Below are 25,709 nucleotides of genomic sequence, written 5' to 3'. Positions count from 1 at the left end.
TCATGCGACACACCTTACACCTAAGCTTGAAACTGTATCTCTTGCTTGGCTTGTTGATGCGCTCCGATCGACCCTCGCTTGTTGCCGTGTCCCCAAACCCGGGAACCCCGACCCGCAATGCCGACCGCCTGCGCATCCCTTCTCATTCGGTATTCGCTTGTCAAAGATCCCTGGCCCCTTCGAAGGACCGGACGCGCCTTCTTACCGGGAAACCCGGCTTGAGCCGCATCATGTGGTCTGGAAGATCGAAGGAGCGGCGGACGATCGCCCGCAGCGGATGGTCTTTCTAGCGCTTCCGCAATCGGCCGTCAAGGCCTTTTTGCGTCGGCTTCGTCCGTCCTGCTTACCGCCTTCGCGGCGCGCCGGACGGCCGGCACCAGAGACACCATCACCCCGAGCCTTCCAGGCCCGCCCCGCTCTTCGTTCGAAGCCGCTTCCGGCTCCGGCGTCCGACCGGGGAGCGGCTGTATAGGCGCCGGCGTTCGGGCTGTCCAGAGGTTTTTTCACCCCGTGCTCTTGCCTCGCGGCGGCGCTCGGATACACTGGAGTCATTCGTTTCGACTCACGGTGCCGAGTGCCGGACCTGTTCACGCGTAAGGATCATGGCATGCGCCCCAACGCGCGCGCGACCGCCGAGGTGATGGCGCAGGTGCTGCGCACCACGGCCAGCCTCGCCTTCACGGAGGGACTGAACCCGGCGCAATGGTCGGCTCTGCGCTACCTCGCGCAGGCGACGCCGAGCGCGCGCAGCGTGGTGGCGTTCGCCCGCTACCACGGCACCACCAAGGGCACCGCCAGCCAGACCATCGCGGCGCTCTTGAAGAAGGGCCTGCTCGACCGGTCGCGCAGCGAGCGCGACCGCCGCACCGTGAACCTGGAGCTGACGGCGGCCGGCCGTCTGGTTCTGGAGCATGACCCGCTCAACGAACTGTCCGCGGCCATCGCCTCGCTGAGCGACGCGCACCACCAGCACCTCGCCGAGGGGCTGGACCAGGTGCTGCGCACGCTGCTGGTGCGCCGCGCGCGCCGCTCCGGCGGCCCCGCGCCGCACCAGGGAAAGGCGGCGGAGTGATGACCAGGGAGCTTTTCGTGCCGCACACCCCGCCCGTCCCGTCCCGCCGCGCGCTTGCCAAGCAGGGGGGACCGGGCTGATGGCGCGAATCCTCGTCGTCGACGACATGCCCGCGGTGACCGCGCTGCTGCGCGTCGCCCTGGAGGACCAGGGGCACACCGTCGCCGAGGCCAACGACGGCGCCGCCTGCCTCGACCGCGTGTCGCGCGAGTCGTTCGACGCCATCGTGCTCGACATGATGATGCCGGGCGTGGACGGGATCGAGACGGTGCGCCGGCTGCGCGCCGGCGGCTGCGACGCGCCGATCATCGCCATGTCCGGGGGGACCGAGGCGTTCCCCGCCTCGATCTCGCTGAAGATGTCGGAGATGTACGGCGCCGACCGGCTGCTGTTCAAACCCTTCGACAACGACGAGCTGATCGCCGCGCTCGACGAGCTTCTGGCCAAGCGCCGGGACTGACGGCCCGAGCGGACGGTGGGGCGGCGCCGGCCGCCCCACCCTCGCGTCACCTGCGGGTCTTCGTCATGCCGGCCATGGCGCTGGCCCCGGCGCCGGTGCCTTCCGACGCCGAGCGGACGCGCAGGTTGTTCTGCACATGGGTGACGCCGGACACCGATTCGGCGAGGTCCTCGGCACGGCGCCGGGCGCCGCGGTGCTCGACGTGGCCGGCCAGCGTCACCTCGCCACCGCTCACCGCCACCTCAATGTCGGACGCGTCGACGTACAGATCATCGGTCAGGCGGTCGCTGACGTCCTCGCGGATGCGGTCGTCGGAGCGGGTGTAGCCGCGCGGGCCGCGGCCGCGGTGGCTGCGTTCCTCGTCGCGCTGCCGCCGGCGCTCGGCATCCTCGTCGCCGAACCAGGAGGCAACTTCGTCGCCCATGCGCTCCAGCCAGCCACGCTCGCTTCCCTCGCGCATCCGGCGGGCGCGGTCGCGGGCGTAGTCGTGCCCGAACTCCCGACGGACCTGTCGGGCGCGGTCCTCGCGCATCCGGTCGGCGTCGGTGGCGCTCCATTCATCCCGGGCATAGTCGCGGAAGCCGCGGCCCTGGCCGAAACCACGGCCGAGGTCGCGCCGCTCGCCGTAATCGCGTTCCCAGTAATCGCGCTCGTAATCGCCGCGTCCGCCGCCACGGATCTGAAAGCCCTGGCGCTCGTAGTCGACGCCGCCGCGGCTGGTGCCGCCGCCGTAGTCCTCCGGCCCGAAACGGCCTTCCCACTCCTCGTCGCGGCCGTAGCGGCTGTACTGGTTCGGGTCGGTGTTGCGGTCGCGGTAGACGTCCCGATCCTCGCGGATCCAGTCCCCGCGCTCGCGCCCCTCCATGCCGCGGTCGCGGCCAAGCCAGCGCCCGCGTTCGGCTTTCCAGCGGCGGTCGTCATCCATTTCAGGCTCCTCCCGGTGTTGACACCCTCCTGGGCACAACACCGGCGTGGAAAGCCCGTTCCCCCATCACCTATCCGGGCTCAGGCGCGCGGGAAGGCGCGCACCCGCTCGATCTGCACGGCGCAACGGTGGCCGAGGCGCAGGCCGATCTGCGCCAGCCGGTCGCGCGGCATCTCCGCCTCCAGGATCTGGCCGGCCAGCCCGACCTCGATCCGCGCCTGCGGGCCGACGGTGACGACGCCCAGCACGTTGCCCGGTCCCTCCGGGTCGGGCGACAGCGACACGTCGTGCGGGCGGATGAAGGCGATGGCCGGCCCCTGCACCGGGTCGCCGGTCGCCACCCGCAGCGCGCCGCCGGCCAGCGCCGCGATGCCGCCGTCCACCACGCAGTCGAGCCGGTTCACCTGCCCGAGGAACTCGTAGACGAAGGTGGAGGCGGGGTTGTCGTAGACCTCGGCCGGGGTGCCGACCTGCTCGATGCGGCCCTGGCTCATCACCACGACGCGGTCGGCCAGCTCCAGCGCCTCCTCCTGGTCGTGGGTGACGAAGACCGAGGTGATGTGCATCTCGTCGTGCAGGCCGCGCAGCCAGCGCCGCAGCTCCTTGCGCACCTTGGCGTCCAGCGCGCCGAACGGCTCGTCGAGCAGCAGCACCTTCGGCTCGATGGCGAGCGCGCGGGCCAGCGCCACGCGCTGCCGCTGGCCGCCGGAGAGCTGCGCCGGGTAGCGGTCGGCGAAGGGGGCGAGCTGGACGAGGCGCAGCAACTCCTCCACCCGGCGGCGGATCTCGGCGTTGGGCAGCCGCTCGCCGCGCGGGCGGACCTTCAGGCCGAAGGCGACGTTGTCCAGCACCGTCATGTGGCGGAACAGCGCGTAGTGCTGGAACACGAAGCCGACGCCGCGCTCGCGCGGCTTCAGGCCCAGCGCCTCCTCGCCGTGCAGTTGGAGGGAGCCGGTGTCCGGCTGCTCCAGCCCGGCCATGATGCGCAGCAGCGTCGTCTTGCCCGACCCGGAGGGGCCGAGCAGCGCCAGCAGTTCGCCGGTGCGCACCTCGAGGTCGACCGCGTCCAGCGCCTGGTAGTCGCCGAAGCGCTTGGAGATTCCCGAAAGCCGAAGGCCCATGAGCGTTTCCTATCCACCCCGCCGCGTCGCCGCCAGCTCGTGCCCGAACCGCCACTCCAGCACCGTCTTGGCCGCGAGCGTGACCAGGGCGAGGAGAGCCAGAACCGACGCGACCGCGAAGGCGGCGACGAAGTTGTATTCGTTATAGAGGATTTCGACGTGCAGCGGCATGGTGTTGGTTTCGCCGCGGATGTGGCCGGAGACGACGGACACCGCGCCGAACTCGCCCATCGCGCGGGCGTTGCACAGCAGCACGCCGTACAGCAGGCCCCACTTGATGTTGGGCAGCGTCACCCGCCAGAAGGTCTGCCAGCCGCTGGCGCCCAGCACGATGGCGGCCTCCTCCTCCTCCGTCCCCTGTTCCTGCATCAGCGGGATCAGCTCGCGCGCGACGAAGGGGAAGGTGACGAAGACGGTGGCCAGCACCAGGCCCGGCAGGGCGAAGATGATCTGGATGTCGTGCTCGCGCAGCCACGGCCCCAGCAGGCCGTTCAGCCCGAACAGCAGCACGTAGACCATGCCGGAGATCACCGGCGACACCGAGAACGGCAGGTCGATCAGCGTGATCAGCAGGTGCTTGCCGTGGAAGTCGAACTTGGCGATGCACCAGGAGGCGCAGACCCCGAACAGCAGGTTCAGCGGCACCGCGATTCCCGCCGTCATCAGCGTCAGCTTGATGGCCGATAGGGCGTCGTCCTCCTGCAGCGCCGCCCAATAGGCGCCGACGCCGCGCTTCAGCGCCTCGGCGAACACCACGCTCAGCGGCAGCAGCAGGAACAGCGCCAGGAAGACCAGCGCCGCGACGATCAGCGCCGCGCGCAGCCACAACGGCTCGACCAGGGTCGAGCGGGACGCCTGTCCATTACCGGGCATGACGCCTCCGCATCCAGGCCTGCAGCAGGTTGAGGACGAGCAGCATCGCGAAGGACACCAGCAGCATCAGCACGCCGACCGCGGCGGCCCCGGCGAAGTCGTACTGCTCCAGCTTGATGACGATCAGCAGCGGCGCGATCTCGGTGACGCCCGGCATGTTGCCGGCGATGAAGATGACCGAGCCGTACTCCCCCACCCCGCGGGCGAAGGCCAGCGCGAAACCGGTCAGCAGCGCCGGCATCAGCGCCGGCAGGATGACGTGGCGGAAAGTCTGCCAGCGCGACGCGCCCAGGCACGCCGCGGCCTCCTCCTCCTCCGGCGGCAGGTCCTGCAGCACCGGCTCCACCGTGCGCACCACGAAGGGCAGGCCGATGAAGGTCAGCGCGATGGCGATGCCCAGCGGCGTGAACGCCACCTTCATGCCGAACCAGTCCTTCAGCAGCGCGCCGACCCAGCCGTTCGGCGCGTACAGCGCGGTCAGCGCGATGCCGGCCACCGCGGTCGGCAGCGCGAAGGGCAGGTCCACGAAGGCGTCGACGATCCGCTTGCCCGGAAAGCGGTAGCGCACCAGCACCCAGGCGACCAGCAGCCCGGCCACAGCGTTGACCGCGGCGGCGGCCAGCGACAGCCCGAAGCTGACCTTGAAGGCCGACAGCACGCGGTCGGTGGCCAGCGCGCTCCACAGCCCGCCGAAGCCCAGGCCGGCGGCCTTGACCGCCAGCGCCGCCAACGGCAGCAGCACGATGACGCTGAGGTACGTCACCGTGATGCCCAGGGTCAGCTTGAAGCCGGGGATGACCGTCGGACGCATCAGAAGCGTGCCCCCGCGATGCAGGGGCACGGATTCGGCCAGGGAGACGACCGACACGGGTCAGCGCGCTCCCGAGATCTGGTCGAAGACCCCGCCGTCCGCGAAATGCTGCTTCTGCGCCTCACGCCACCCCCCGAAGGCCTGATCGACGGTCACGAGCCTAACATTGGCGAAGCGGTTCGCATACTGGGCGCCGGCCAGCTCCGGATGCCGGGGCCGGTAGTAGTGCTTGGCGGCCAGTTCCTGGCCCTCGCGGGTGTAGAGGAACTGCAGGTAGGCCTCGGCCACCTTGCGGGTGCCCTTGCGGTCGACCACCGAATCGACCACCGCGACCGACGGTTCGGCCAGCACCGAGAGCGACGGGGTGACGATCTCGAACTTGTCGGCGCCGAACTCCTGCAACGCCAGGTGGGCCTCGTTCTCCCAGGCCAGCAGCACGTCGCCGATCTCGCGCTGGGTGAAGGTGACGGTGGAGCCGCGCGCCCCGCTGTCCAGCACCGGAACGTTCCTGAACAACTTCTGGACGAAGTCCTTGGCCTTGCCCTCGTCGCCGCCGTTCTTCTCGCGGGCGTAGGCCCAGGCGGCGAGGTAGTTCCAGCGCGCTCCGCCCGAGGTCTTCGGGTTCGGGGTGATGACCTGCACGCCCGGCTTGATCAGGTCGTCCCAGTCCTTGATCTGCTTGGGGTTGCCCTTGCGCACCAGGAACACGATGGTCGAAGTGTAGGGGGCGGAATTCTCCGGCAGGCGCTTGATCCAGTCCTTGGCGATCAGCCCGGCGTCGGCGATGGCATCGACGTCGTAGGCGAGCGCCAGCGTCACCACGTCGGCGGCCAGCCCGTCGATGACCGAGCGTGCCTGCTTGCCGGAGCCGCCGTGCGACTGCTTGACGGTCAGCTTCGCACCGGTCTCCGCCTGCCACTTCTTGGCGAACAGCTGGTTGAACTCGGTGTAGAATTCCCGGGTCGGGTCGTACGAGACGTTCAGGATCGGCTCGGACGTGGTGGCGGCGCGGGCGCCGAGGGCGGCCAGCGCGATGCCGGCGGCGGCCAGGAGCGGGCGGAAGCGAATCGACAGCATGCGCGTTTCCCTGAAATTGCGGATCGGGTAATCACACTTTTGATCGTGTGATACGCGGTTTTGTTTTTCTAGTTCGCATGTGGAGAATGAACCAGGTTTGCCCGCCTGGGAAGCCCCTTTTCGTGGGCTCGCGGATGGTCTTGGCGGTTTGGGCGCGCAAAAGCCAGCCGACTCAAACACTTGGGCCGGGCAAGGGTGTCGCAGATTTTTTGGGGAGGGAGTGCGCTGCCCCCCTCCCGCGAAGCGGGGGAGGGTTGGGCGGGGGCCCAGCGCCGAGACTTTGCGTCAGATGTCGAAGTTCGCCGGCAGCTCGCCGACCGACTGGCGGTGGCGCAGCGCGTCGGCCAGCGTGCGGTTGTCCAGCACCGCGGCGGTGGCGTCGCGCACCTGGATCATCAGCCAGCGCGTCGAGCAGGTCGCCGGATCCTCGCAATCCGTGCACGGCTTGAACGCGTTCTTACTGGCGCAGGGGATCGGCGCGATGTGGCCGTCCATCAGGCGGATCACCTCGCCGAAGGTGATCTCCGACGGCGTGCGGGCAAGGCGATAGCCGCCGCTCTTGCCGCGCTTGGCGAACAGCAGGCCGGCCTTGCGCAGCTCCACCAGGATCGCTTCGAGGAACTTGCGGGGGATGTTCTCGCGCTCGGCGACGTCGGCGATCAGCACCAGGTCGTCGCCCGGCTGCTCGGCCAGCATGATCAGCGCGCGCAGCGCGTATTTGGCTTTCTGGGACAGCATCGCGGCGCCACCATGCGGCGGATGCCTCTTGCCGGTCAAGGACTTGCGGCGCCCCTGGGCGGAGCGCCGCAGCGGCCTCAGCCGATGCCCTCGGCCGCCAGCGCCTCGCGCACCGCCGGACGTTCGCCGACGCGGGCGACATAGGCGGCGACGTTCGGCCAAGTGGCCAGGTCGAGGCCCATCGGCGCCGCCCAGCGCAGCACGGTGAAGGCGTAGGCGTCGGCGATGGTGAAGGACTCGCCCGCCAGGAACCGGTTGTCCGCAAGGCGCTTGTCGAGCACGCCGAACTTGGCGGCCAGCAGTTCCTTCAGCGTCGCCTTGAAGGCGTCAGGCGTGGTCGGGCGGAACAGCGGGCTGAAGGTCTTGTGCAGCTCGGTGCCGACGAAGTTCAGCCACTCCAGCACGCGGTAGCGCTCCAGCGAGCCGTGCGCCGGGACGAGGCCCTTGGCCGCCGCCTTGTCGGCGACGTACTGCAGGATCACCGGCCCCTCGGTGAGGATGCCGCCCTCATCGAGGCCGAGGGTGGGCACCTGCCCCTTCGGGTTGACGGCCAGGAAATCGCCGCCGTCCTCGGTCTTCTTGGCCGCAAGGTCCACCTTGACGAGGTCGAACGGCAGCCCGGCCTCGCGCAGCACGATGTGCGACGCGAGCGAGCAGGCGCCGGGCTTCATGTACAGCTTCATGTCTCTGATCCCCTGGGGTTGCGGCGTTGGGGATCCAGGCTAACCCGCGGCAGCCGCGCCCGTTAAGGGGGTGCGTCCGCAACGGAGTGTTGCGTCTCCGGCGCTCAAAGGGCGGGCGCGCAGCCGTCGATGGCGGCGATGGGGTCGCGCGGATGCTCCCGGGGCGGTGCCGCGACCCAGGGCGGCGGAGACAGCCACGCGGGCTGGGCGGCGCAGGTGGCCCGCGGCGTGGCGGGGGCGAGCGACCACAGCGGTCCATCCGCCGGCAGCTGGGCGCGGCCGGGCACGTCGGCGACGAATCCATGGCTGACCGGATAGGGGTTGCCGCCCGGCAGCCCGCCGTCGCGAATCGGCGAGGACGCCGCGGCCACGGCCGCCGGTACCGAGCCCAGCGCGTACATGCCCGGCGCGCAGCCGGCGAGCGCCAGGACGAAGGCGAGGGGGAGAAGGGTGCGCATGGCGGCACCTCCCGTTGCAAGGCTCCTGCGGCCCCCTCCCTAACCCTCCCCCGCTCTCGCGGTGGAGGGGGCAGAGCAGCGGAGTTCCCTCTCCCGCGAGAGCGGGGGAGGGTTAGGGAGGGGGCAATCGCTCTCCTACAACCGCCATCCTATCACTCCCGCCGCCCCGCGTCCCGGCCGCCCGTCGCCGCAGGCTCGCTGATCGCCTCCATGGTCGCCTTCAGCACCGCCGGGTCGTAGGGCTTGTGCAGCAGGCGGCAGCCGGTGGCGGTGGCCTCCTTGATGCGCTCGGGCGCGGTGTCGCCGGTGACGATGATCGCCGGGATGTGCCGGCGCGCCTCGTTGCAGATGCGCGCCACCGCCTGGACGCCGTTGAATTCGCCGGGCAGGCGGAAGTCGCTGATGATCAGGCGCGGCATCGCCGCCGCCCCGGCCATGTAGGCGAAGGCGTCCTCGGCGGTGACGGCCAGGGTGACCGTGTAGCCCCACACCTCCAGCAGCTGGCGCAACGCGGTTCCCTGGATGACGTCGTCCTCGATCAGCAGGATGTGCTGAGCGTCCATGGGCTTCGGCCCCTCCTTGCGGGCCGCCAGATGCACCACGTTCGGCGCGTACACCGGGGCGACGCGCGGCAACGTGATGGTGAAGGTCGACCCCTTGCCCGGCTGCGAGCGCAGGGTCACCTCGCAGCCCAGCAGCCGCGCCGTGCGGCGCACGATGGCGAGTCCCAGGCCGAGGCCGTGGCGGCGGTCACGCTCCGGGTTGCCGACCTGGACGAAATCCTCGAACACCGCCTCCTGCATGTCCGGCGGGATGCCGATGCCGGTGTCCCACACCTCGATGGCCAGAAGCAGGCCGCGGCGCCGGCAGGCGACCAGCACACGCCCGCCGTTCGGCGTGTAGCGCAACGCGTTGGACAGCAGGTTGCGCAGGATGCGGCTGAGCAGCGTCGGGTCGCTGTCCACCACGTCGGCGGCGCCGGCGACGCGCAGGTCGATGCGGCGGCTCCCGGCCTCCTGCTCGAACTCGCGGGTCACCGCGGAGGCGACGTCGAGCGCCGGGAAGGTCGAGCGGGTGACCGGCACGATGCCCGCGTCCAGCGTCGATACGTCCAGCAGCGCGTGCAGCAGCGCCTCGCCCGCCGACATCGCCTCGCCCAGCGCGCCGACCATCTTGCGGCAAGCGGGGTCGGCCACCTTTTCGCTGAGCATGTGCTGGTACAGCCGCATCGCCTGGAACGGCTGGCGCAGGTCGTGGCTGGCCGCCGCCAGGAAGCGCGTCTTGGAGGCCAGCGCGTGCTCCAGCTCCTCCTTGCCGCGGCGGATTTCCTGCTCGGCCAGCTTGGAGGCGGTGATGTCGGTCAGCGAGCCGGCCATGCGCAGCGGCTTGCCCGCCTCGCTGCGCACCGCCATGCCGCGCGCCAGCGCCCAGCGCCAGCCGCCGTCGGCGTGGCGCAGCCGGTGCTCGATGGACAGCGTCGGCGACAGGCCGGCGATGTGCAGCGCGATGGCCGAGTGCACGTCCTCGCGGTCCTCCGGATGGACGCGGCCGAACCATTCCTCCGGATCGGGCGGCAGGGCCGCCCCGAGACCAGGAGCATGCCCCACGATCTCCTGCCAGCGCGCCGACAGGTAGATGCCGCCGCCGGTCAGATCCCAGTCCCACAGCCCGTCGTTGGCGCCGCGTGCGGCCAGCGCGTAGCGCTCCTCGCTGGCGCGCAGAGCCTCCTCGGCGCGGGCCTTCTCCTCGCGGACCTTCCAGTCCTTGTATTCGCGCTCCAGCGCGGTGACCAGCCGGGCGAGGTTGGACTTCAGCACGAAGTCGCCAGCCCCGGCCTTCAGCAGCGACACCGCCGCCTCCTCGCCGACCATGCCGGAGACGACGATGAACGGGCAGCCGCAGCCGACGTCCTTGTACAGCGCGAGCGCACTCGCCGCGCCGAAGCCAGGAATGTTGACGTCGGAGATGATGACGTCCCAGCGCGTCTCGCGCAGCGCCTTCAGCATGTCCTCGGCGGTGTCGACGCGCGTCCAGGTGATCCCGTGGCCCTGCTTGCGGATGTGCCGGGCGATCAGCAGCGCGTCGTCGTGGCTGTCGTCGACGATCAGGACGTTGAGGACCGGCGGCAGGGCATGCATGGGGTCACCCCGGCGGCGCTTCGTTCAGGATCAGCCAGTACAGGCCGAGCTGCCGCACCGCCTGGATGAACTCGGGGAAATCGACGGGCTTGCGGATGTAGCTGTTGGCGCCGAGCTGGTAGCCGTTGATCAGATCCTGCTCCTCGCGCGACGAGGTCAGGATCACCACCGGCACCAGCCGGGTGCGCGGGTCGGTGCGGATGCGACGCAGCACCTCGATGCCGTCGATCTTCGGCAGCTTGAGGTCGAGCAGCACGATGGACGGCGCGATCGCCTCGCGCCCGAGGGATTCGTCGCCGAACAGCCAGGACAGCGCCTCCGGCCCGTCGCGCGCCACCACCACGTCGTTCTGGATGTGGTTCTTCTTCAGCGCGCGCAGCGTCAGCAACTCGTCGTCGGGATTGTCCTCGACCAGCAGGATCGGTTTCATGCTCATCGCTCTCCCCTCTACTGAAGAGTGAAGTAGAAGGTGGCACCCCCGTCGACAACTCCCTCCGCCCACACGCGGCCACCGTGCTTGTGGACGATGCGCTGCACGGTGGCGAGGCCGACGCCGGTGCCCGGGAAATCCTTCATGCCGTGCAGGCGCTGGAAGGCGCCGAACAGCTTGTCGGCGTACGCCATGTCGAACCCGGCGCCGTCGTCGCGCACGAAGAAGGCCGGCTGCCCCTCCTCGTCCGTGGTGGCGCCGAAAACGATGTGCGCGTGCTCCTTGCGGCTGGTGTACTTCCAGGCGTTGCCCAGCAGGTTGACCAGCACCGTGCGCACCAGATGCGGGTCGGCCTCGGCCTTCAGGCCGGGGGCGATGTCCACCGCGACCCGGCGGCCCGGGTTGGCGGCCACGAGGTCGGCGATCACCGCCGTCGCCAGCGCGCTGAGGTCCACCGGCGCCCGCCGCACCTCGCCGCGCGACAGCCGCGACAGATCGAGCAGGTCGTCGATCAGCTGCGCCATGCGCTGGCTGGCGTCGCCGATCCGCTTCAGGTAGTCCCGCCCCTCCTCGTCCAGGCAGTCGGAGTAGTCCTCGGTCAGCACTTGGCTGAAGCCGGAGATCGAGCGCAGCGGGGCGCGCAGGTCGTGCGAGACGGAGTAGGAGAACGCCTCCAGCTCGCGGTTGGCGTTCTCCAGTTGGGTGGCGCGGCGGCGCAGGTCGGCGTTGAGGCCGTTGATCGCCTCCTCCGCTTCGCGCGCCTGGGTGACGTCGCGCAGGATGGCGGTGAACACCGTGCGCCCGCCCACCACGATGCGTGAGATCGAGGCCTCCGCCGGGAACTCCTCGCCGTTCTTGCGGCGGCCGCGGATGATGCTGCGTTCGCCCATCTGGCGGGCCTGGACGCCCGTGTGCCCGAACCGCTCCACCTGCCGGCTGTGGCCGGCGCGGGCGAAGGTCGGCAGCAGGATCTCCAGGGGCTGCCCCAGCGCCTCGGCCGCCGTGAACTGGAAGATGCGCTCGGCGCCCTGGTTGAACAGGATGATGCGCTGCGCCTGATCGACCGAGACCACGGCGTCGGCCGCGATGGCCAGGATGCCCTCGAACAGTTCGCGCGAGGCCAGCAGCTCTTCGGCCGTGTTGGTGGCGGGTCCGTCCCTATCCGGCATGTCCCCTCCCTTTGCAGGGGCTGAGAATGCGAATGAGTCTAACGGATGCAGCGGGGGATTGGTACAAAAATGCAGCAGGGCGTACCGTCAGTTCTACTGACGGTACGCCCAAAAAAGTCAAAGGCTGCGCGATCAGCGGTCCTTGCGCAGCGGCCCGTATTCGACCGGCACCCAGGCGTACCCGCCGCCCTCGGCGCGGACGTGGCCGATGCCGGGGAACGGCAGGTGGGCGCCGGCGATCCACAGCTGGTCGCGCGCCGCCTCGTCGAAGATCTTGCGGCGGGTGGCGAGCGCCTGCTCCTTGCTCGTGTCGAACTCGATGACGACCTCGGGGCGGGCGAACTGGACGGCGTGGTTGTGCACGAGGTCGCCCCAGGCCAGCAGGCTCTTGCCGCCCGAGTTGATCAGGAAGCCGGTGTGGCCCGGCGTGTGGCCGAACGCCGCCACCGTCCGGATCCCCGGCACCGGCTCGTCGCCCGCCGCGAAGGTCTTGAAGCGGCCGGCCGCCTGGTACGGCGCCACCGCGTCGCGGGCGATCTTGAAGAAGGGCTGCGCCTCGGCCGGCGCCTTGGCGGCGACCGCCTCGTCCAGCCAGAACGCCGCCTCCTCCTTGGCCGCCCACACCGTGGCGTTGGGGAACAGCGGCTTGCCGTCCATGGTCAGCAGGCCGCCGGCGTGGTCGCCGTGCAGGTGGGTCAGCAGCACGCTGTCGACCTGGGTCGGGTCGTAGCCGGCCGCGCGGATGTTGGCGCCGATGCCGCCCAGCGTCGGGCCGAACGCGCCGGCCGCCCCGGTGTCCACCAGCACGAGGTTCTGCCCCGTGTGCACCAGGAAGGCGTTGACCGCCGTCTGCACGCCCGGAGTCGAGTCCTGGAACATGCGGGCGATCAGACCCTGGATGTCGTTCGCGGCGATGCCCGTGAGGATCTTCGGGTCGAGGTCGACGTAGCCGTCGTAGACCGCGGTGACCTCGACGGCGCCCAGCGCCATGCGGTAGAAGCCCGGCACCTGGGTGCGCTGCTGCGCCGGGGGTGCCGCCAGCGCCGGCAGCGCGGCCGCCGCCGGAACCGCCATGGCCAGCGCGACCAGCGCCGAACGGGCAAGGGTGGAAAGGCGATGCACGATGCGGTTTCCTCTGCGTTATGCGGCGGCGCATACGGCCGCGGCCGCGCGCATGGTGCAGCCGGGCCGTCCGGTGCGCAACCGCGAGGGGCGCATTCGGCTGGTGAGGCGTTGTAACGGTGGGTGAGCAGAGTTTTCGCGCCGGCCCCCCGCCGAACCGATCCCGCCCTTCCACCGTTGTTGGACGCATGCAGCCCAAGCCCCGCAGCAATCTCGCCCGCCTCTACCGCGCCATCTGGCACTTCGCCGCCGGCAGCCGGCATCTGGTGGTGGCGTTCTTCGCCCTGCTGTTCGGTGCCCAGCTGGCGCGACTCGCGGTGCCCTATTTCTTCGGCGCGGCGGTCAACGCGCTGCAGGACACCCGCGCGCAGGACGTGCGCAGCGCCACGACCGCCCTGCTGCTGATGCTCGGCGCCGGGGTGCTGGGCTGGCTGCTGCACGGCCCCGGCCGGGTGGTGGAGCGGTTCGCCGCGCTGAAGATCCGCGAACGTTTCTCCGACGCCGTCTACGCCAAGCTGATGCGCCTGCCCATGGGCTGGCACGAGGCGCACCACTCCGGCGAAACCATCCAGCGGATCGGCAAGGCCAACCTCGCCCTGTTCGCCTTCGCGCAGCACCAGTACACCTACCTGCAGAACCTCGTCGGCCTGTTCGGGCCGCTGATCGCGCTGTTCGTCATCTCGGCGCCGGTCGGCCTCGCCGCCGTGGCCGCCTACGCGGTGCTGGGCGCCATCGTTCTTCGCCTCGACCGCACCATGGCGCGGCTGATCAACGACGAGAACAGCGCCGAGCGCCGCTACAGCGCCGAGCTGGTGGACAGCCTGGGCAACGTCGGCACGGTGCTGACCCTGCGCCTGGAGGAGGCGACGCGCACCGCCATGGCGCACCGCCTGCACGCCGTCTTCGCGCCCCTGCGTCGCAACATCGTGGTCAACGAGACGAAGTGGCTGACCATCGAGCTGTTCGGCCAGATCCTGCGCGTCGCGCTGGTGGCGCTGTACGCGTGGCTGGAATGGCGGTCGGCCGGCGTCATCATGGTCGGCACCGCGGTGATGGTCTACCAGTACTCCCAGCAGATCGGCGACGTGGTCGGCTCCTTCGCCAACCAGTGGCAGGACATCGTGCGCAACGGCACCGACCTGTCCGGCGCCGACGAGATCTTCGACGCCGCGGAGCGCCGCGGCTCCGGCGGCCACGTCCCGGACGATTGGAAGGAGATCCGCGTCGACGGCCTGCGCTTCTACCACCCGAACCGCCGCCGCGCGGTGCCGACGCTGGACGACGTGACGATCACGCTCCGGCGCGGCGACCGCATCGCGCTGGTCGGCGAGAGCGGCTCCGGCAAAAGCTCCCTCATGCGGGTGCTGAGTGGCCTCTATGAGGCGAACGCCGTGCGCTTCCACATCGACGGCGTGGTGCATGCGGAACTGGCCGACCTGCGCTCCGCCACCACGCTGATCCCGCAGGACCCGGAGATCTTCGAGAACACGGTGGGCCACAACGTCACCATGGGCGTCGAGGTGGCGGAGGAGGAGGTGCATCGCGCCTGCGACCTCGCCCGCCTGACGCCGATCGTCGAGGGCCTGCCGCACGGCCTGGACACCCCCATCGTCGAGCGCGGCGGCAACCTGTCCGGCGGCCAGAAGCAGCGCCTGGCGCTGGCGCGCGGCATCCTGGCGGCCCGTTCCAGCTCGATCATCATGCTGGACGAGCCGACCAGCAGCCTCGACCCCGCCACCGAGGCCGAGGTCTACGGCAACCTGCTGGCCGAGTTCCCGGAAGCCTGCGTGATCTCCTCGATCCACCGCCTGCACCTGCTGCCGCGCTTCGGCACCATCGTCTACATGGCCGACGGCCGCATCCTCGACCTCGGCACCCTGGACGAGCTGGTCGAGCGCCAGCCCCGCTTCCGCGAGCTGTGGGAGAAGGCGACGGCCGGCGGCCACACGCGGGCGGCGTGAGGCGGCACGCCCTCCCCCAGCCCCGCTGGGGAGGGGCGTAGAACCGGCACCACGGCCTACGCAATAAAGCGACGCCCTGCCCTGTTGATTGTGCGTGCGGAACTGCGCATCGTACGCGCCACCACGGTTCGCTTTCGGAAAGGACACCGCGTGGATCCCGTCATCCGTCCGACGACTCCCTTCGACGGCCAGCGCCCCGGCACCTCTGGGCTGCGCAAGTCGGTGAAGACCTTCGAACAGCCCCGCTATCTGGAGAACTTCGTGCAGTCGATCTTCGACTGCGTGCAGGGCATCCCGGGGGCGACGCTGGTGCTCGGCGGCGACGGGCGCTACCACAACCGCACCGCCATCCAGACCATCGTCAAGATGGCCGCTGCCAACGGCGTGGCCCGCCTCGTGGTCGGCGCCGGCGGCATCCTGTCCACCCCCGCCGCCTCCTGCGTCATCCGCAAGCGCAAGGCGCTGGGCGGCATCATCCTGTCGGCCAGCCACAACCCCGGCGGCCCGGACGGCGACTTCGGCATCAAGTTCAACGCCGCCAACGGCGGCCCCGCCCCCGAGGCGCTGACCGAAGCCTTCTTCAAGCGCTCCAAGGAGATCGCCGAGTACCGCACCCTCGACGCGCCCGACGTGAACCTCGACCAGCTCGGTGAGCGCACGCTGGGCAGCATGGTGGTGGAGGTCATCGACCCGGTCGCCGACTACGCCGAGTTGATGGACTCGCTGTTCGACATGGACGCGATCCGCGCGCTGTTCGCCTCCGGGTTCCGCATGGTGTTCGACGCCATGCACGCGGTCACCGGTCCCTACGCGGTGGAGATCCTGGAGCGCCGCCTGGGCGCCCCGGCCGGCACCGCCATCAACGCCACCCCGCTGGAGGATTTCGGCGGCCACCACCCCGACCCCAACCTCGCCCACGCGGTGGACCTCGTCGCCGCGCTGAACGGCCCGGACGCGCCGGACTTCGGCGCCGCCTCGGACGGCGACGGCGACCGCAACATGATCCTGGGGCGCGGCGTCTTCGTGTCGCCCAGCGACAGCCTCGCCGTGTTGGCCGCCAACGCCACGCACGTGCCGGCTTTCAAGGGCGGGCTGACGGGTGTGGCGCGTTCCATGCCGACCAGCCGCGCGGTGGACCGCGTCGCCGAGGCGCTGGGCATCCGCTGCTACGAGACGCCGACGGGCTGGAAGTTCTTCGGCACGCTGCTCGACGACGGCCGCATCAACCTGTGCGGCGAGGAGAGCTTCGGCACCGGCGCCGACCACGTGCGCGAGAAGGACGGGCTGTGGGCCGTGCTGATGTGGCTGAACGTGCTGGCCGCCCGCCGCCTGTCGGTGGCCGAGCTGATGGCCGAGCACTGGAGCACCTACGGGCGCACCTACTACGGCCGCCACGACTACGAGGCCATCGAGCAGGCCGCCGCCGACAAACTGATCGACGAGCTGCGCAACCGGCTGCCGCTGCTGGCCGGCACCAGCCTCGCCGGCTGGCGCGTCGCCACCGCCGACGAGTTCGCCTACACCGACCCGGTGGACGGCAGCCGCTCGGACCGGCAGGGCCTGCGGGTGTCGTTCGAGGACGGCTCGCGCATCGTCTACCGCCTGTCGGGCACCGGCACCGCCGGCGCCACCCTGCGCGTCTACTTCGAGCGCTACGAGCCGGTGGGCGGCGAGCACGGCCTGGACGCCCCGGTGGCGCTGGCCGAGCTGGCCGCCGTCGCCGCCGACCTCGCCGGCATCCAGCGCCACACCGGGCGGACGAAGCCGGACGTGGCGACGTAAGTTTTATAGCCCCTCTCCCTGGACGGGAGAGGGGCTTCCGTTCCAAGTCCCATTTCTGTCCACCCCAAGGCCACGGCTTTGCCACACCTACCTCTTTCGATAACCCCCATCATGGTGGAAAGAGGAGGGCCGCCACCATGAGCAAAGCCGTGGCAACCAGCATCACCGAGCCGTTCGCACCGCTCGACGTGCATCAGCTGCACGTCGCCGGCGTCCCCGAGGCGACCGAATTGCTGAAGCGGGAGCGATTCGTCTTCGTCGGCGCGCCGAACCGCTGGCGCAAGGAAGTCAACGGCCGGATCACCCGCGCCGACATCCGCCGCGGCCAGGACGGGCGTTGCGTCGTCGTGCTCTTCCACTGGCAGCATCCGCAAACCCGTTGCGGACGCGCGTCGAATTCAGCAGGATCACTGTCCTAACTTCCGCGGCCGAATGAAACCCCACGCCGCGGAACGTTCCATGGCGTATTCGGCATCACGCGGACGGACGAACGATGGCGCTTCCCCGGATTTCCGCCCGCGAGGCGCGGCGCATCGCCCTGGCGGCGCAGGGCTTCGCCAAGCCCCGCCCGCCCGGCGCCATCGACCGCGGCCATCTGCGCCGGACGCTGGAGCGCACGCAGCTCCTGCAGATCGATTCGGTGAGCGCGGTGGTGCGGGCGCACTACCTGCCGCTGTTCTCCCGCCTCGGTCCCTACCCCGCCGCCCTGCTCGACGACGCAGCGTGGGGCCGCAAGCGGACGCTGTTCGAGTACTGGGCGCACGAAGCCTCGCTGCTGCCGCTGGAGTTGCACCCGCTGCTGCGCTGGCGGATGGCGCGCGCCGCGCGCGGCGAAGGGACCTACGACCGCCTCGCCAAGCTTGCCACCGAGCGGCCGGAGTTCGTCGAGTCGGCTTACGCCGTGGTGCGCGACCGCGGCCCGGTCGCCGCCTCGGACATCGACGGCAGCCGCGGCAAGGGCAGCTGGTGGGGGTGGAGCGACGCCAAGTGCGCGCTGGAATACCTGTTCTGGGCCGGCCGCATCACCACCCACTCCCGCCGCGGCTTCGAGCGCCTCTACGACCTTCCCGAACGCGTGCTGCCCGAGTCGGTCCTGAACTCCCCGACTCCGGCCGAACCCGACGCCCACCGCGCCTTGCTGGAGTTGGGCGCCCGCGCCCACGGCGTCGCCACCGCCGCCGACCTGCGCGACTACTTCCGCCTCGACGCCGACGACGCCAGGGCACGCCTGCCCGAGCTGGTCGAGGACGGCACGCTGGTCCCGGTGGAGGTCGAGGGCTGGGCGCAGGCCGCCTACCTGCACCACGACGCCCAGCGCCCGCGCCGCATCGACGCCGCCGCCCTGCTCGCCCCCTTCGATCCGCTGGTGTGGGAGCGCTCGCGCGCCGAACGGCTGTTCGGCTTCCGCTACCGGATCGAGATCTACACCCCGGCGGAGAAGCGGCAGTACGGCTACTACGTGCTGCCCTTCCTGCTCGGCGACCGCCCGGTCGCCCGCGTCGACCTGAAGGCGGAGCGGGGATCCGGCACCCTGCACATCCTGGGCGCCTTCGCCGAACCCGCCGCCCCGCCGCACACTGCCGAGGCGCTGGCCGACGAGCTGCGCCGCCTCGCCCACTGGCTGGGGCTGGAGCGGATCCGCGTCGGCGAGCGCGGCGACCTCGCTTCCGCCTTGCGCGGCCTCGTGCACCGGGACACCATGGCGCCATGAAGATCGCCATCCTCGACGACTACCAGCGCATCGCGCGCAGCCTCGCCGACTGGGACCGCCTGCCGCCGGGCAGTGAGCTCCAGGTCTTCCACGAGCACATCGCCGACCGCGAGCGGCTGGTGGCGGCGCTGGAGCCCTTCGACGTGCTGGTCATCATGCGGGAGCGCACGCCGTTCCCTGCCGACCTGATCGCGCGGCTGCCGAACCTGCGGCTGCTGGTGACCACCGGCACCCGCAACCTCGCCATCGACCTCGAGGCGTGCAAGGCGCGCGGCATCACCGTGTGCGGCACCGCCATCGGCGGCACGCCGACCGCCGAGCTGGCCTGGGGCCTGATCCTGGCGCTGGCAAAGCGCATCCCCGCGGAGGACCGCGCGCTGCGCGCCGGTTCCTGGCAGACCGGGCTGACCACCACGCTGACCGGCAAGCGCCTGGGCGTGGTCGGCCTCGGCAAGCTGGGCGCGCAGGTCGCCCGCGTCGGGCTGGCCTTCAACATGGACGTGGTGGCGTGGAGCCAGAACCTCACCGACGAGCGCGCGGCCGAGGTCGGCGTCCGCCGCGTGGACAAGGCCGAGCTGTTCGCCACGGCGGACGTGGTGACCCTGCACCTCGTGCTCGGCGAGCGCAGCCGCGGCACGGTCGGCGCCGCGGAGATCGGCGCCATGAAATCCACCGCGTGGTTCGTCAACACGGCCCGCGCCGGGCTGGTGGACGAACCGGCGCTGGTGGAGGCGCTGGCGCACCGGCGCATCGCCGGCGCCGGCCTCGACGTGTTCTCGGTGGAGCCGCTGCCGCCCGACCACCCGCTGCGCGCCCTCGACAACACGGTGCTGACGCCGCACCTGGGCTACGTCACGCAGGAGAACTACGCGGTGTTCTACCGCGAGGCGCTGGAGGACATCCTGGCCTGGACGGCGGGGGCGCCGGCGAGGGTGCTTTCGTGAGGCGCTTGCCCCACCCCTGCCCCCTCCCCCGCTGCGCAGGGGAGGGGAATAGCGGCACCCTCCCCTGCGCAGCGGGGGAGGGCCGGGGTGGGGGCAACGGCCGTCAGTTCCCCGCCACCCCCGTCTCCTTGTAGAACGCCTGGATGAGGTCCTTGCCGACCCGGGACGCCATGTCCTCGTGCACCGGCAGCATGGCCTTGCGCCACGCCGCCCGCTCGGCGTCGGTCATGGTGTGGAACTCCGACTTGCCGGCGGCCTTCATGGCGGCGACGGCGTCGTCGTTCTCCTTCTGCGCGATCTGGTTGGCGTAGGTGGTGGCGTCCTTCATGGCACCATCCAGCGTCGTGCGGATGTCGGCCGGCAGGCCGTCCCAGAACTTCTTGTTCACGATCACCGCGTAGCCGATGTAGCCGTGGTCGGACAGCGTGATGTGCTTCTGCACCTCGTTATGCTTCTGCGTGTACATGTTGGAGGGCGTGTTCTCCGACCCGTCCACCACGCCGGTCTGCATGGCCTGGTAGACCTCCGAGAACGCCATGACCTGCGGCAGCGCGCCCAACGCGCGGAACTGCGCCTCCAGCACCTTGGAGGACTGGATGCGCATCTTCAGGCCCTTGAAGTCGTCGGGCGTCTTCAGCGGCCGGTTGGCGCTCATGATCTTGAAGCCGTTGTCCCAGTAGGCCAGCCCGATGATGCCCTTGGGCTCCAGCTTCTTCAGCAGCCCCTGGCCGAGCGGACCCTGCGTCACCTTGGTCAGCGATTCCTTGCTGGGGAAGATGTAGGGCAGGTCGAAGACCTCGAACTCCTTCACGCCCAGCGGGCCGAACTTGGCCAGCGACGGGGCGAGCATCTGCACCGCGCCGAGCTGCAGCGCCTCCAGCTCCTCCTTATCCTTGTAGAGCTGGCTGTTGGGGTAGACCTCGACCTTCACCTTGCCGTTGGTGCGCGCCTCGGCCAGCTCCTTGAACTTCTCGGCCCCCTTGCCCTTCGGCGTCTCGGTGGCGACGACGTGGCTGAACTTGATGACGATGGGGGCCTGCTGCGCCAGCGCCGGCGTGGCCGCCAGGATGCCGACAGCGCCGAGGATCGGCAGGACAAAACTCCGCATATCGCATTTCCTCCCTCTGGTTATGGTTCTCGGCCGCGGCTCTTAAGGCCGCGGTTCTCAGTTTTGGCCGGTCAGCAGGCCGCGGGCGATCACCTGCGCCTGGATCTCGGCGGCTCCTTCGAAGATTGACAGGATCCGCGCGTCGCACAGAACCCGACTGATGGGATACTCCACGGCATAGCCGTTGCCGCCGTGGATCTGCACCGCGGCGTCGGCGTTGCTCCACGCCACGCGGGCGGCCAGCAGCTTGGCCATCCCCGCCTCGATGTCGCAGCGCCGCCCGGAATCCTTCTCCCGCGCCGCGAAGTAGGACAGCTGTCGGGCGATCATCGTCTCCACGGCCATCCACGCCACCTTGCCGTGCACGCGCGGGAAACCCAGGATGGCCTTGCCGAACTGCTGGCGCTCGGCGGCGTAGCGCACGCCCAGCTCCAGCGCGTTCTGCGCCACGCCCAGCGCGCGGGCCGCGGTCTGGATGCGCGCGCTCTCGAAGGTCTCCATCAGCTGCTTGAAGCCCTGCCCCTCGACCCCGCCGAGCAGGCCGGACACCGGCACGACGAAGCCGTCGAAGCCGATCTCGTACTCCTTCATGCCGCGGTAGCCGAGCACGGTGATCTCCGTGCCGCTCATGCCCTCGGCCGGGAACGGATTGTCCTCGGTGCCGCGCGGCTTCTCGGCCAGCAGCATGGAGAGGCCGCGATACCCGTCGGTGTTCGGGTCGGTGCGCACCAGCAGCGTCATCACGTCGGAGCGCGCGCCATGGGTGATCCAGGTCTTGGCGCCGTAAATGCGGTACACGTCGCCGTCGCGCACCGCACGGGTGCGCAAGGATCCCAGGTCGCTGCCGGTGTTCGGCTCGGTGAACACGGCGGTGGGCAGGATGGCGCCCGACGCGATGGCCGGCAGCCAGCGCTGCTTCTGCTCCGGCGTCCCGGCCAGCCGGATCAGCTCCGCCGCGATCTCCGCCCGCGTGCCGAGCGAGCCGACGCCGAGGTACCCGCGGCTCAACGCCTCGGAGACGATGCACATCGCCGTCTTGCCGAGGGCGAGACCGCCGTACTCCTCCGGCACGGTCAGGCCGAAGACGCCCATCTCGGCCATGTGCTCCAGCAGTTCCAGCGGGATCAGCTGGTCGTTGCGGTGCCACTCCTGGGCGAAGGGGGCGACCTCGGCGTCGGCGAAACGGCTGAACTGCTCCGCCATCATCGCCAGCGTCTCGTCGCCGTAGGCCGGCGCGCCGTACCGCCCCTCCGCCGCGGCGTCGCCGAGAAGCCGGCGCGCGGCGCGGAGCGCGCCCGGCTCGGCGATGGCCGCCAGCCCGGACTCGGAGACGAACCGCGCCACCGCTTCCGGCGCCACGCCGAGGTCATCGGGGCGGACCATCTCCACCTGGCTCATCGGGATGCCGCCGGCGAGCTGGCCCAGGTACTCGGCGAAGCCCAGGCGCAGGATCGCCGCTTCCACGTCACCCAGCGCCCCCTGCTCCTCCAGCCGCCCGGCCCAGCCGAGCAGCTGGCGCAGCGCCTCCACGTAGGTCGCCTGCCACGCCAGCCCGTGCAGGGCGAACTGGTGCGTCTCCAGGTCCTCGGCGCTCGGCCGGCCGGCGGGTGCCACCAGGGCGCGGAGCGTGCGGCGCCCCTCGGCGGCCAGGGCCTCGGCGGCGGCGAGGGCGGGGCGGTAGTCGTTGGGAATCATCAGGCGGTCTCCGGGCCGGCGACGATGCCGGAATCATGCAGGCGGCCGATCTCGGCGCTCGACAGGCCGAGCCGTTCGGCCAGGATCTCGTCGGTGTGCTGGCCGAGCCGCGGCGCCGGACGCACCGGGTCGCGCGGCACCGCGCCGAAGGCCAGCGGCACACCCGGCATGCGCCAGCGCCCGACGCCCGGCTGCTCGACCTCCTGGAACATCGGGTTGGCGGGAGAACAGCGCGGGTCCTCGGCGACCAGCTGGCCGAAGTCCTGGTAGGGTCCCCACAGCACGCCGCTGCCGGCGAACGCGGTCCGCACCTCGTCCAGCGTGCGCGCCGCGAACCAGGGGGCGAGCACCGCGCCGATGGCCTCGCGCGCCTCGAACCGTCCCCCCTCCGTGCCGAGGTCGACGCCCATCAGCGGCCCGACCATGGCGAGCCGCTCGCCGAGGCCCGTCGCCGCGCCGATGGCCTTCCACTGCCGGTCGGAGATGGCGACCACCATCACCCGCCGCCCGTTCCGGGTCGGGAAGTCGCGCCCGAAGGCGCCGTACAGGTCGTTGCCGAGCGGTTGGCGCACCGTGCCGTTGACCTGCACGTCGGCGACGTAGCCCAGGTTGCCGACGCTCGCCAGCATGACGTCGCTGAGCGCCAGCGTGACCTCCTGCCCCTTGCCCGTCCGTGCCCGCAGCCGTTCGGCCGCCAGCAAGCCGGTGCACAGGTAGAGGCCGGCGGCGATGTCCCAGGCCGGCAGCACGTGGTTAACCGGCTTGTCTCCCTCGCCCGTCGCCATGGGAAAGCCGCTGGCGCAGTTGACCGTGTAGTCCACCGCGCCGGTCCCGTCGGAGCTGCCGGTCAGGCGCAACATGATCAGGTCGGCGCGCTTCGCCGACAGCGCGTCGAAGCTCATCCACCCGCTGGCCGGCAGGTTGGTCAGCAGGATGCCGCCGCCGGGATCCGGGCGGGTGATCAGCGCCGCGGCGATCTCCCGCCCCTCCGGCGTGTTGAGCGCCAGGGTGACCGATTTCTTGCCCTTGTTGAGGCCGGTCCAGTACAGGCTGTCGCCGCTCGGCGCCAGGGGCCAGCGGCGGTAGTCGATGTTGCCGCCGATGGGGTCGATGCGGATCACTTCCGCCCCCAACTGCGCCAGCGTCATGCCGCCCAGGGGTGCCGCGATGAAGGCCGACACCTCGACCACGCGGAGGTCGGACAGAAGCGGGGTCATGCGGTCTCCTCGGCGATTCGCTGGCGCAGCTCCCAGCCCAACGGGCCGGCCAGCGTGTGGATGAATTCGACCACCACCCGCTCCAGCGCCTCGCTGGCCGGGGTGGAAACGCGGCCCTGCGGCCGGGCCAGCACCAGCGAGCGGCGGATCGGCGGAGTCACCGCCGCGGCGCTCAGCTCGCCCGATTCCAGCAGCCCATGCACGGCGGAGCGCGGCAGCAGCGTGCAGGCCTCGCCGACCCGCACCAGCTCGATCAGCGCCGACAGCGCGTCCACCTCGATGACCGGCTCGCAGGCGAGGCCTTCCTCGGCGAAGGCCTGCTCGACCAGCAGGCGCAGCCGGTGCGGCCGGCCGGGCAGGATCAGGTCGTGCGCCGCCACCTCGGCCAGCGTGACGCCGTCCAGCGCCGCCAAGCGGCCGCCGGAGCCGATCAACACCATCTCCTCCTCCAGCAGCGGGGCGGAAACGAGGCCGTCGGTGGTCTTCGAATCGTACAGCACGGCAAGGTCGAGGCGCCCCTGCACCAGCCACTCGTGGATGGTGGCGCTGAAGCCATCCACCAGATGCAGCCGCACCCGCGGCGCCCGCTGGCGGAAGCGCACCGCCAAGCCGGGCAGCAGCACCCGGCCCAGCGACGACGGCACGCCGAAGCTCAGCGTCCCCGACGGCTCCGATTGATACGCCAGCACCGCATCGCGCGCCGCGCCGACCTCCTTCAACACGATGCGGGCGTGGTCCATCAGCACCTGGCCCGCCGGCGTCGGCGTGACGCCCCAGCCGTGCCGGCGCAGCAGCGGCACGCCCAGCTCGTCCTCCAGCGCCTTGATCTGGCGGGACAGCGCCGGCTGAGCGACCCGCAGCACGGAGGCGGCCCGCGACAGGCTCTGCATCTCCGCGACGTGCAGGAAGTATCTCAGCTGTCGGAAGTCCATACCCCAGAGCCGATGCCGTTTCGTTATAACTGTTATAATAACTATAGCGTTGACGAATATCGTAGTCGACCCAGTACTCTTTGCAAAGGTTTTTGGAGGCGACCGTGGCAACGACGAACGACACCCATCCGGAGATCCGCGAGTCCGTCCGCCGGCTGTGCGCCGGCTTCCCCGGGGAGTACTGGCGGAAACTGGACGCCGAGCGCGCCTACCCCACCGAGTTCGTGCGGGCGCTGACCGAGGCCGGCTTCCTGTCGGTGCTGATTCCCGAGGAGTACGGCGGCTCCGGCCTGGGCATCGACGCGGCGTCGGCGATCCTGGAGGAGATCCACCGCTCGGGCTGCAACGGCGGCGCCTGCCACGCGCAGATGTACACCATGGGCACGGTGCTGCGGCACGGCAGCGCGGCGCAGAAGCAGGCCTACCTGCCGGGCATCGCGTCGGGCGCGCTGCGCCTGCAGGCCTTCGGCGTCACCGAGCCGACCAGCGGCACCGACACCACCCGGATCCGCACCTTCGCCCGGCGCGAGGGCGACGAGTACGTGGTCAACGGCCAGAAGGTGTGGATCTCCAGGACCGAGCACTCCGACCTGATGGTGCTGCTGGTGCGCACCACGCCGCGCGACCAGGTGAAAAAGCCGACCGACGGCATGAGCGTGCTGCTGGTGGACATCCGCGAGGCGCTCGGCAAGGGCCTGACCATCCGGCCGATCCGCGCGATGATCAACCACGCCACCACCGAACTGTTCTTCGACGACCTGCGCGTACCGGCCGCGAACCTGATCGGCGAGGAAGGCAAGGGTTTCCACTACATCATCGACGGCATGAACGCCGAGCGCATCCTGATCGCCTCGGAGTGCATCGGCGACGCCCGCTTCTTCATCGACCGCGCCTCGGCCTACGCCACGCAGCGCGAGGTGTTCGGCCGGCCGATCGGCTCCAACCAGGGCATCCAGTTCCCGATCGCGCGGAACTACGTCGAGACCGAGGCGGCGGCCCTCATGGTGCGCAAGGCCATCGAGCTGTTCGATTCGGGCCAGCCCTGCGGCACCGAGGCCAACATGGCGAAGCTTCTGGCCTCCGAGGCGTCCTGGCATGCCGCCGACACCTGCCTGCAGACGCACGGCGGCTTCGGCTTCGCCGAGGAATACGACATCGAGCGCAAGTTCCGCGAAACGCGCCTCTACCAGATCGCGCCGATTTCCACCAACCTGATCCTCTCGCACGTGGCGACCCACGCGCTGAAGATGCCCAAGTCATTCTAAGCAACATCGTTCCGAGC

At 70.5% G+C, this 25,709-nt stretch carries 24 protein-coding genes; 8 read left to right on the top strand and 16 right to left on the bottom strand.

Translation table 11 applies throughout. The features are described 5' to 3' along the window. The first annotated feature begins 607 nt into the window (after nt 1–607). Nucleotides 608–1,072 carry a MarR family transcriptional regulator gene (locus tag ACRWK7_RS25630; RefSeq protein WP_431859161.1) on the top strand — a complete coding sequence of 155 codons (465 nt, stop codon included), beginning with the start codon at nt 608–610 and terminating at the stop codon, nt 1,070–1,072. Nucleotides 1,073–1,151: 79 nt separating this feature from the next. Next, on the top strand, nt 1,152–1,532 hold the full coding sequence (locus ACRWK7_RS25625) for a response regulator transcription factor (RefSeq protein WP_431859160.1): 381 nt from the start codon (nt 1,152–1,154) through the stop codon (nt 1,530–1,532). Nucleotides 1,533–1,578: 46 nt separating this feature from the next. On the opposite strand, the gene ACRWK7_RS25620 is transcribed toward ACRWK7_RS25625, so the two are convergent. The 12 genes from ACRWK7_RS25620 to ACRWK7_RS25565 form a co-directional block, all read right to left on the bottom strand. Continuing rightward, on the bottom strand, nt 1,579–2,457 hold the full coding sequence (locus ACRWK7_RS25620) for a BON domain-containing protein (protein ID WP_431859159.1): 879 nt from the start codon (nt 2,455–2,457) through the stop codon (nt 1,579–1,581). A gap of 80 nt (nt 2,458–2,537) precedes the next feature. Then, complete coding sequence (locus ACRWK7_RS25615) at nt 2,538–3,578, bottom strand: sulfate/molybdate ABC transporter ATP-binding protein (RefSeq protein ID WP_431859158.1); 1,041 nt, start codon at nt 3,576–3,578, stop codon at nt 2,538–2,540. Nucleotides 3,579–3,587: 9 nt separating this feature from the next. Then, complete coding sequence (cysW, locus tag ACRWK7_RS25610) at nt 3,588–4,451, bottom strand: sulfate ABC transporter permease subunit CysW (RefSeq protein WP_431859157.1); 864 nt, start codon at nt 4,449–4,451, stop codon at nt 3,588–3,590. Beyond that, nucleotides 4,441–5,262, bottom strand: a complete 822-nt coding sequence (gene cysT, locus ACRWK7_RS25605; RefSeq protein ID WP_431859156.1) for a sulfate ABC transporter permease subunit CysT — start codon at nt 5,260–5,262, stop codon at nt 4,441–4,443. The genes cysW and cysT overlap by 11 nt, the downstream gene beginning before the upstream one ends. 60 nt (nt 5,263–5,322) lie before the next feature. Beyond that, nucleotides 5,323–6,339 (bottom strand): sulfate ABC transporter substrate-binding protein, encoded by a 1,017-nt coding sequence (locus tag ACRWK7_RS25600; protein WP_431859155.1) that lies wholly within the window; start codon nt 6,337–6,339, stop codon nt 5,323–5,325. A 285-nt stretch (nt 6,340–6,624) separates the two neighbouring features. Further along, a complete protein-coding gene (locus ACRWK7_RS25595; RefSeq protein ID WP_431859154.1) occupies nt 6,625–7,077 on the bottom strand; it encodes an RrF2 family transcriptional regulator in 453 nt (150 codons plus the stop codon). A 77-nt stretch (nt 7,078–7,154) separates the two neighbouring features. Next, nucleotides 7,155–7,760: a glutathione transferase GstA gene (gene gstA / locus ACRWK7_RS25590; RefSeq protein WP_431859153.1), complete on the bottom strand. Its 606-nt coding sequence runs from the start codon at nt 7,758–7,760 to the stop codon at nt 7,155–7,157. Nucleotides 7,761–7,864: 104 nt separating this feature from the next. Then, entirely contained in the window at nt 7,865–8,218 is a 354-nt protein-coding gene (locus ACRWK7_RS25585; RefSeq protein ID WP_431859152.1) for a hypothetical protein, read from the bottom strand. A gap of 152 nt (nt 8,219–8,370) precedes the next feature. After that, nucleotides 8,371–10,356 (bottom strand): response regulator, encoded by a 1,986-nt coding sequence (locus ACRWK7_RS25580; RefSeq protein ID WP_431859151.1) that lies wholly within the window; start codon nt 10,354–10,356, stop codon nt 8,371–8,373. A 4-nt stretch (nt 10,357–10,360) separates the two neighbouring features. Continuing rightward, nucleotides 10,361–10,792 carry a response regulator gene (locus ACRWK7_RS25575; RefSeq protein ID WP_431859150.1) on the bottom strand — a complete coding sequence of 144 codons (432 nt, stop codon included), beginning with the start codon at nt 10,790–10,792 and terminating at the stop codon, nt 10,361–10,363. 11 nt (nt 10,793–10,803) lie between these two features. Then, entirely contained in the window at nt 10,804–11,955 is a 1,152-nt protein-coding gene (locus ACRWK7_RS25570; protein ID WP_431859149.1) for a sensor histidine kinase, read from the bottom strand. A 132-nt stretch (nt 11,956–12,087) separates the two neighbouring features. Beyond that, nucleotides 12,088–13,077, bottom strand: a complete 990-nt coding sequence (locus ACRWK7_RS25565) for an MBL fold metallo-hydrolase (protein WP_431859148.1) — start codon at nt 13,075–13,077, stop codon at nt 12,088–12,090. 188 nt (nt 13,078–13,265) lie between these two features. Here ACRWK7_RS25565 and ACRWK7_RS25560 point away from each other — a divergent pair, with 188 nt between their 5' ends. The 5 genes from ACRWK7_RS25560 (at nt 13,266) to ACRWK7_RS25540 (ending at nt 19,475) form a co-directional block, all read left to right on the top strand. Continuing rightward, nucleotides 13,266–15,038, top strand: coding sequence for an ABC transporter ATP-binding protein (locus tag ACRWK7_RS25560; protein ID WP_431859147.1), 1,773 nt, complete (start codon nt 13,266–13,268; stop codon nt 15,036–15,038). 150 nt (nt 15,039–15,188) lie between these two features. Beyond that, nucleotides 15,189–16,820 carry an alpha-D-glucose phosphate-specific phosphoglucomutase gene (locus ACRWK7_RS25555; protein ID WP_431859146.1) on the top strand — a complete coding sequence of 544 codons (1,632 nt, stop codon included), beginning with the start codon at nt 15,189–15,191 and terminating at the stop codon, nt 16,818–16,820. 137 nt (nt 16,821–16,957) lie between these two features. After that, on the top strand, nt 16,958–17,239 hold the full coding sequence (locus ACRWK7_RS25550; RefSeq protein WP_431859145.1) for a hypothetical protein: 282 nt from the start codon (nt 16,958–16,960) through the stop codon (nt 17,237–17,239). Nucleotides 17,240–17,313: 74 nt separating this feature from the next. After that, entirely contained in the window at nt 17,314–18,531 is a 1,218-nt protein-coding gene (locus tag ACRWK7_RS25545; RefSeq protein WP_431859144.1) for a winged helix-turn-helix domain-containing protein, read from the top strand. Then, on the top strand, nt 18,528–19,475 hold the full coding sequence (locus tag ACRWK7_RS25540; RefSeq protein WP_431859143.1) for a D-2-hydroxyacid dehydrogenase family protein: 948 nt from the start codon (nt 18,528–18,530) through the stop codon (nt 19,473–19,475). Before ACRWK7_RS25545 ends, ACRWK7_RS25540 begins: the two co-directional genes overlap by 4 nt. 103 nt (nt 19,476–19,578) lie before the next feature. Here the strand turns inward: ACRWK7_RS25540 and ACRWK7_RS25535 are convergent, their stop codons facing one another. Genes ACRWK7_RS25535 through ACRWK7_RS25520 form a run of 4 tightly spaced genes read right to left on the bottom strand, consistent with a single transcriptional unit; the run spans nt 19,579 to nt 24,427 of the window. Next, complete coding sequence (locus ACRWK7_RS25535) at nt 19,579–20,583, bottom strand: TRAP transporter substrate-binding protein (RefSeq protein WP_431859142.1); 1,005 nt, start codon at nt 20,581–20,583, stop codon at nt 19,579–19,581. Nucleotides 20,584–20,640: 57 nt separating this feature from the next. Then, nucleotides 20,641–22,278, bottom strand: a complete 1,638-nt coding sequence (locus ACRWK7_RS25530; protein WP_431859141.1) for an acyl-CoA dehydrogenase family protein — start codon at nt 22,276–22,278, stop codon at nt 20,641–20,643. Then, nucleotides 22,278–23,495 (bottom strand): CoA transferase, encoded by a 1,218-nt coding sequence (locus tag ACRWK7_RS25525; protein WP_431859140.1) that lies wholly within the window; start codon nt 23,493–23,495, stop codon nt 22,278–22,280. Before ACRWK7_RS25525 ends, ACRWK7_RS25530 begins: the two co-directional genes overlap by 1 nt. After that, entirely contained in the window at nt 23,492–24,427 is a 936-nt protein-coding gene (locus tag ACRWK7_RS25520) for a LysR family transcriptional regulator (protein ID WP_431859139.1), read from the bottom strand. Before ACRWK7_RS25520 ends, ACRWK7_RS25525 begins: the two co-directional genes overlap by 4 nt. 104 nt (nt 24,428–24,531) lie before the next feature. Here ACRWK7_RS25520 and ACRWK7_RS25515 point away from each other — a divergent pair, with 104 nt between their 5' ends. Next, on the top strand, nt 24,532–25,692 hold the full coding sequence (locus ACRWK7_RS25515; RefSeq protein ID WP_431859138.1) for an acyl-CoA dehydrogenase family protein: 1,161 nt from the start codon (nt 24,532–24,534) through the stop codon (nt 25,690–25,692). The last annotated feature ends 17 nt before the right edge of the window (nt 25,693–25,709 follow it).

It is taken from the genome of Azospirillum sp. (genome assembly GCF_050789165.1).
The sequence above is the reverse complement of the archived record's forward strand: the minus strand, read 5'-3'. Positions and strand labels throughout refer to the sequence as shown.

Coding starts and splice junctions, on each gene's coding strand:
- ACRWK7_RS25630 (WP_431859161.1), top strand. CDS start 608: ATGCGCCCCAACGCGCGCGCGACCGCCGAGGTGATGGCGCAGGTGCTG.
- ACRWK7_RS25625 (WP_431859160.1), top strand. CDS start 1,152: ATGGCGCGAATCCTCGTCGTCGACGACATGCCCGCGGTGACCGCGCTG.
- ACRWK7_RS25620 (WP_431859159.1), bottom strand. CDS start 2,457: ATGGATGACGACCGCCGCTGGAAAGCCGAACGCGGGCGCTGGCTTGGC.
- ACRWK7_RS25615 (WP_431859158.1), bottom strand. CDS start 3,578: ATGGGCCTTCGGCTTTCGGGAATCTCCAAGCGCTTCGGCGACTACCAG.
- cysW (WP_431859157.1), bottom strand. CDS start 4,451: ATGCCCGGTAATGGACAGGCGTCCCGCTCGACCCTGGTCGAGCCGTTG.
- cysT (WP_431859156.1), bottom strand. CDS start 5,262: ATGCGTCCGACGGTCATCCCCGGCTTCAAGCTGACCCTGGGCATCACG.
- ACRWK7_RS25600 (WP_431859155.1), bottom strand. CDS start 6,339: ATGCTGTCGATTCGCTTCCGCCCGCTCCTGGCCGCCGCCGGCATCGCG.
- ACRWK7_RS25595 (WP_431859154.1), bottom strand. CDS start 7,077: ATGCTGTCCCAGAAAGCCAAATACGCGCTGCGCGCGCTGATCATGCTG.
- gstA (WP_431859153.1), bottom strand. CDS start 7,760: ATGAAGCTGTACATGAAGCCCGGCGCCTGCTCGCTCGCGTCGCACATC.
- ACRWK7_RS25585 (WP_431859152.1), bottom strand. CDS start 8,218: ATGCGCACCCTTCTCCCCCTCGCCTTCGTCCTGGCGCTCGCCGGCTGC.
- ACRWK7_RS25580 (WP_431859151.1), bottom strand. CDS start 10,356: ATGCATGCCCTGCCGCCGGTCCTCAACGTCCTGATCGTCGACGACAGC.
- ACRWK7_RS25575 (WP_431859150.1), bottom strand. CDS start 10,792: ATGAGCATGAAACCGATCCTGCTGGTCGAGGACAATCCCGACGACGAG.
- ACRWK7_RS25570 (WP_431859149.1), bottom strand. CDS start 11,955: ATGCCGGATAGGGACGGACCCGCCACCAACACGGCCGAAGAGCTGCTG.
- ACRWK7_RS25560 (WP_431859147.1), top strand. CDS start 13,266: ATGCAGCCCAAGCCCCGCAGCAATCTCGCCCGCCTCTACCGCGCCATC.
- ACRWK7_RS25550 (WP_431859145.1), top strand. CDS start 16,958: ATGAGCAAAGCCGTGGCAACCAGCATCACCGAGCCGTTCGCACCGCTC.
- ACRWK7_RS25545 (WP_431859144.1), top strand. CDS start 17,314: ATGGCGCTTCCCCGGATTTCCGCCCGCGAGGCGCGGCGCATCGCCCTG.
- ACRWK7_RS25540 (WP_431859143.1), top strand. CDS start 18,528: ATGAAGATCGCCATCCTCGACGACTACCAGCGCATCGCGCGCAGCCTC.
- ACRWK7_RS25535 (WP_431859142.1), bottom strand. CDS start 20,583: ATGCGGAGTTTTGTCCTGCCGATCCTCGGCGCTGTCGGCATCCTGGCG.
- ACRWK7_RS25530 (WP_431859141.1), bottom strand. CDS start 22,278: ATGATTCCCAACGACTACCGCCCCGCCCTCGCCGCCGCCGAGGCCCTG.
- ACRWK7_RS25525 (WP_431859140.1), bottom strand. CDS start 23,495: ATGACCCCGCTTCTGTCCGACCTCCGCGTGGTCGAGGTGTCGGCCTTC.
- ACRWK7_RS25520 (WP_431859139.1), bottom strand. CDS start 24,427: ATGGACTTCCGACAGCTGAGATACTTCCTGCACGTCGCGGAGATGCAG.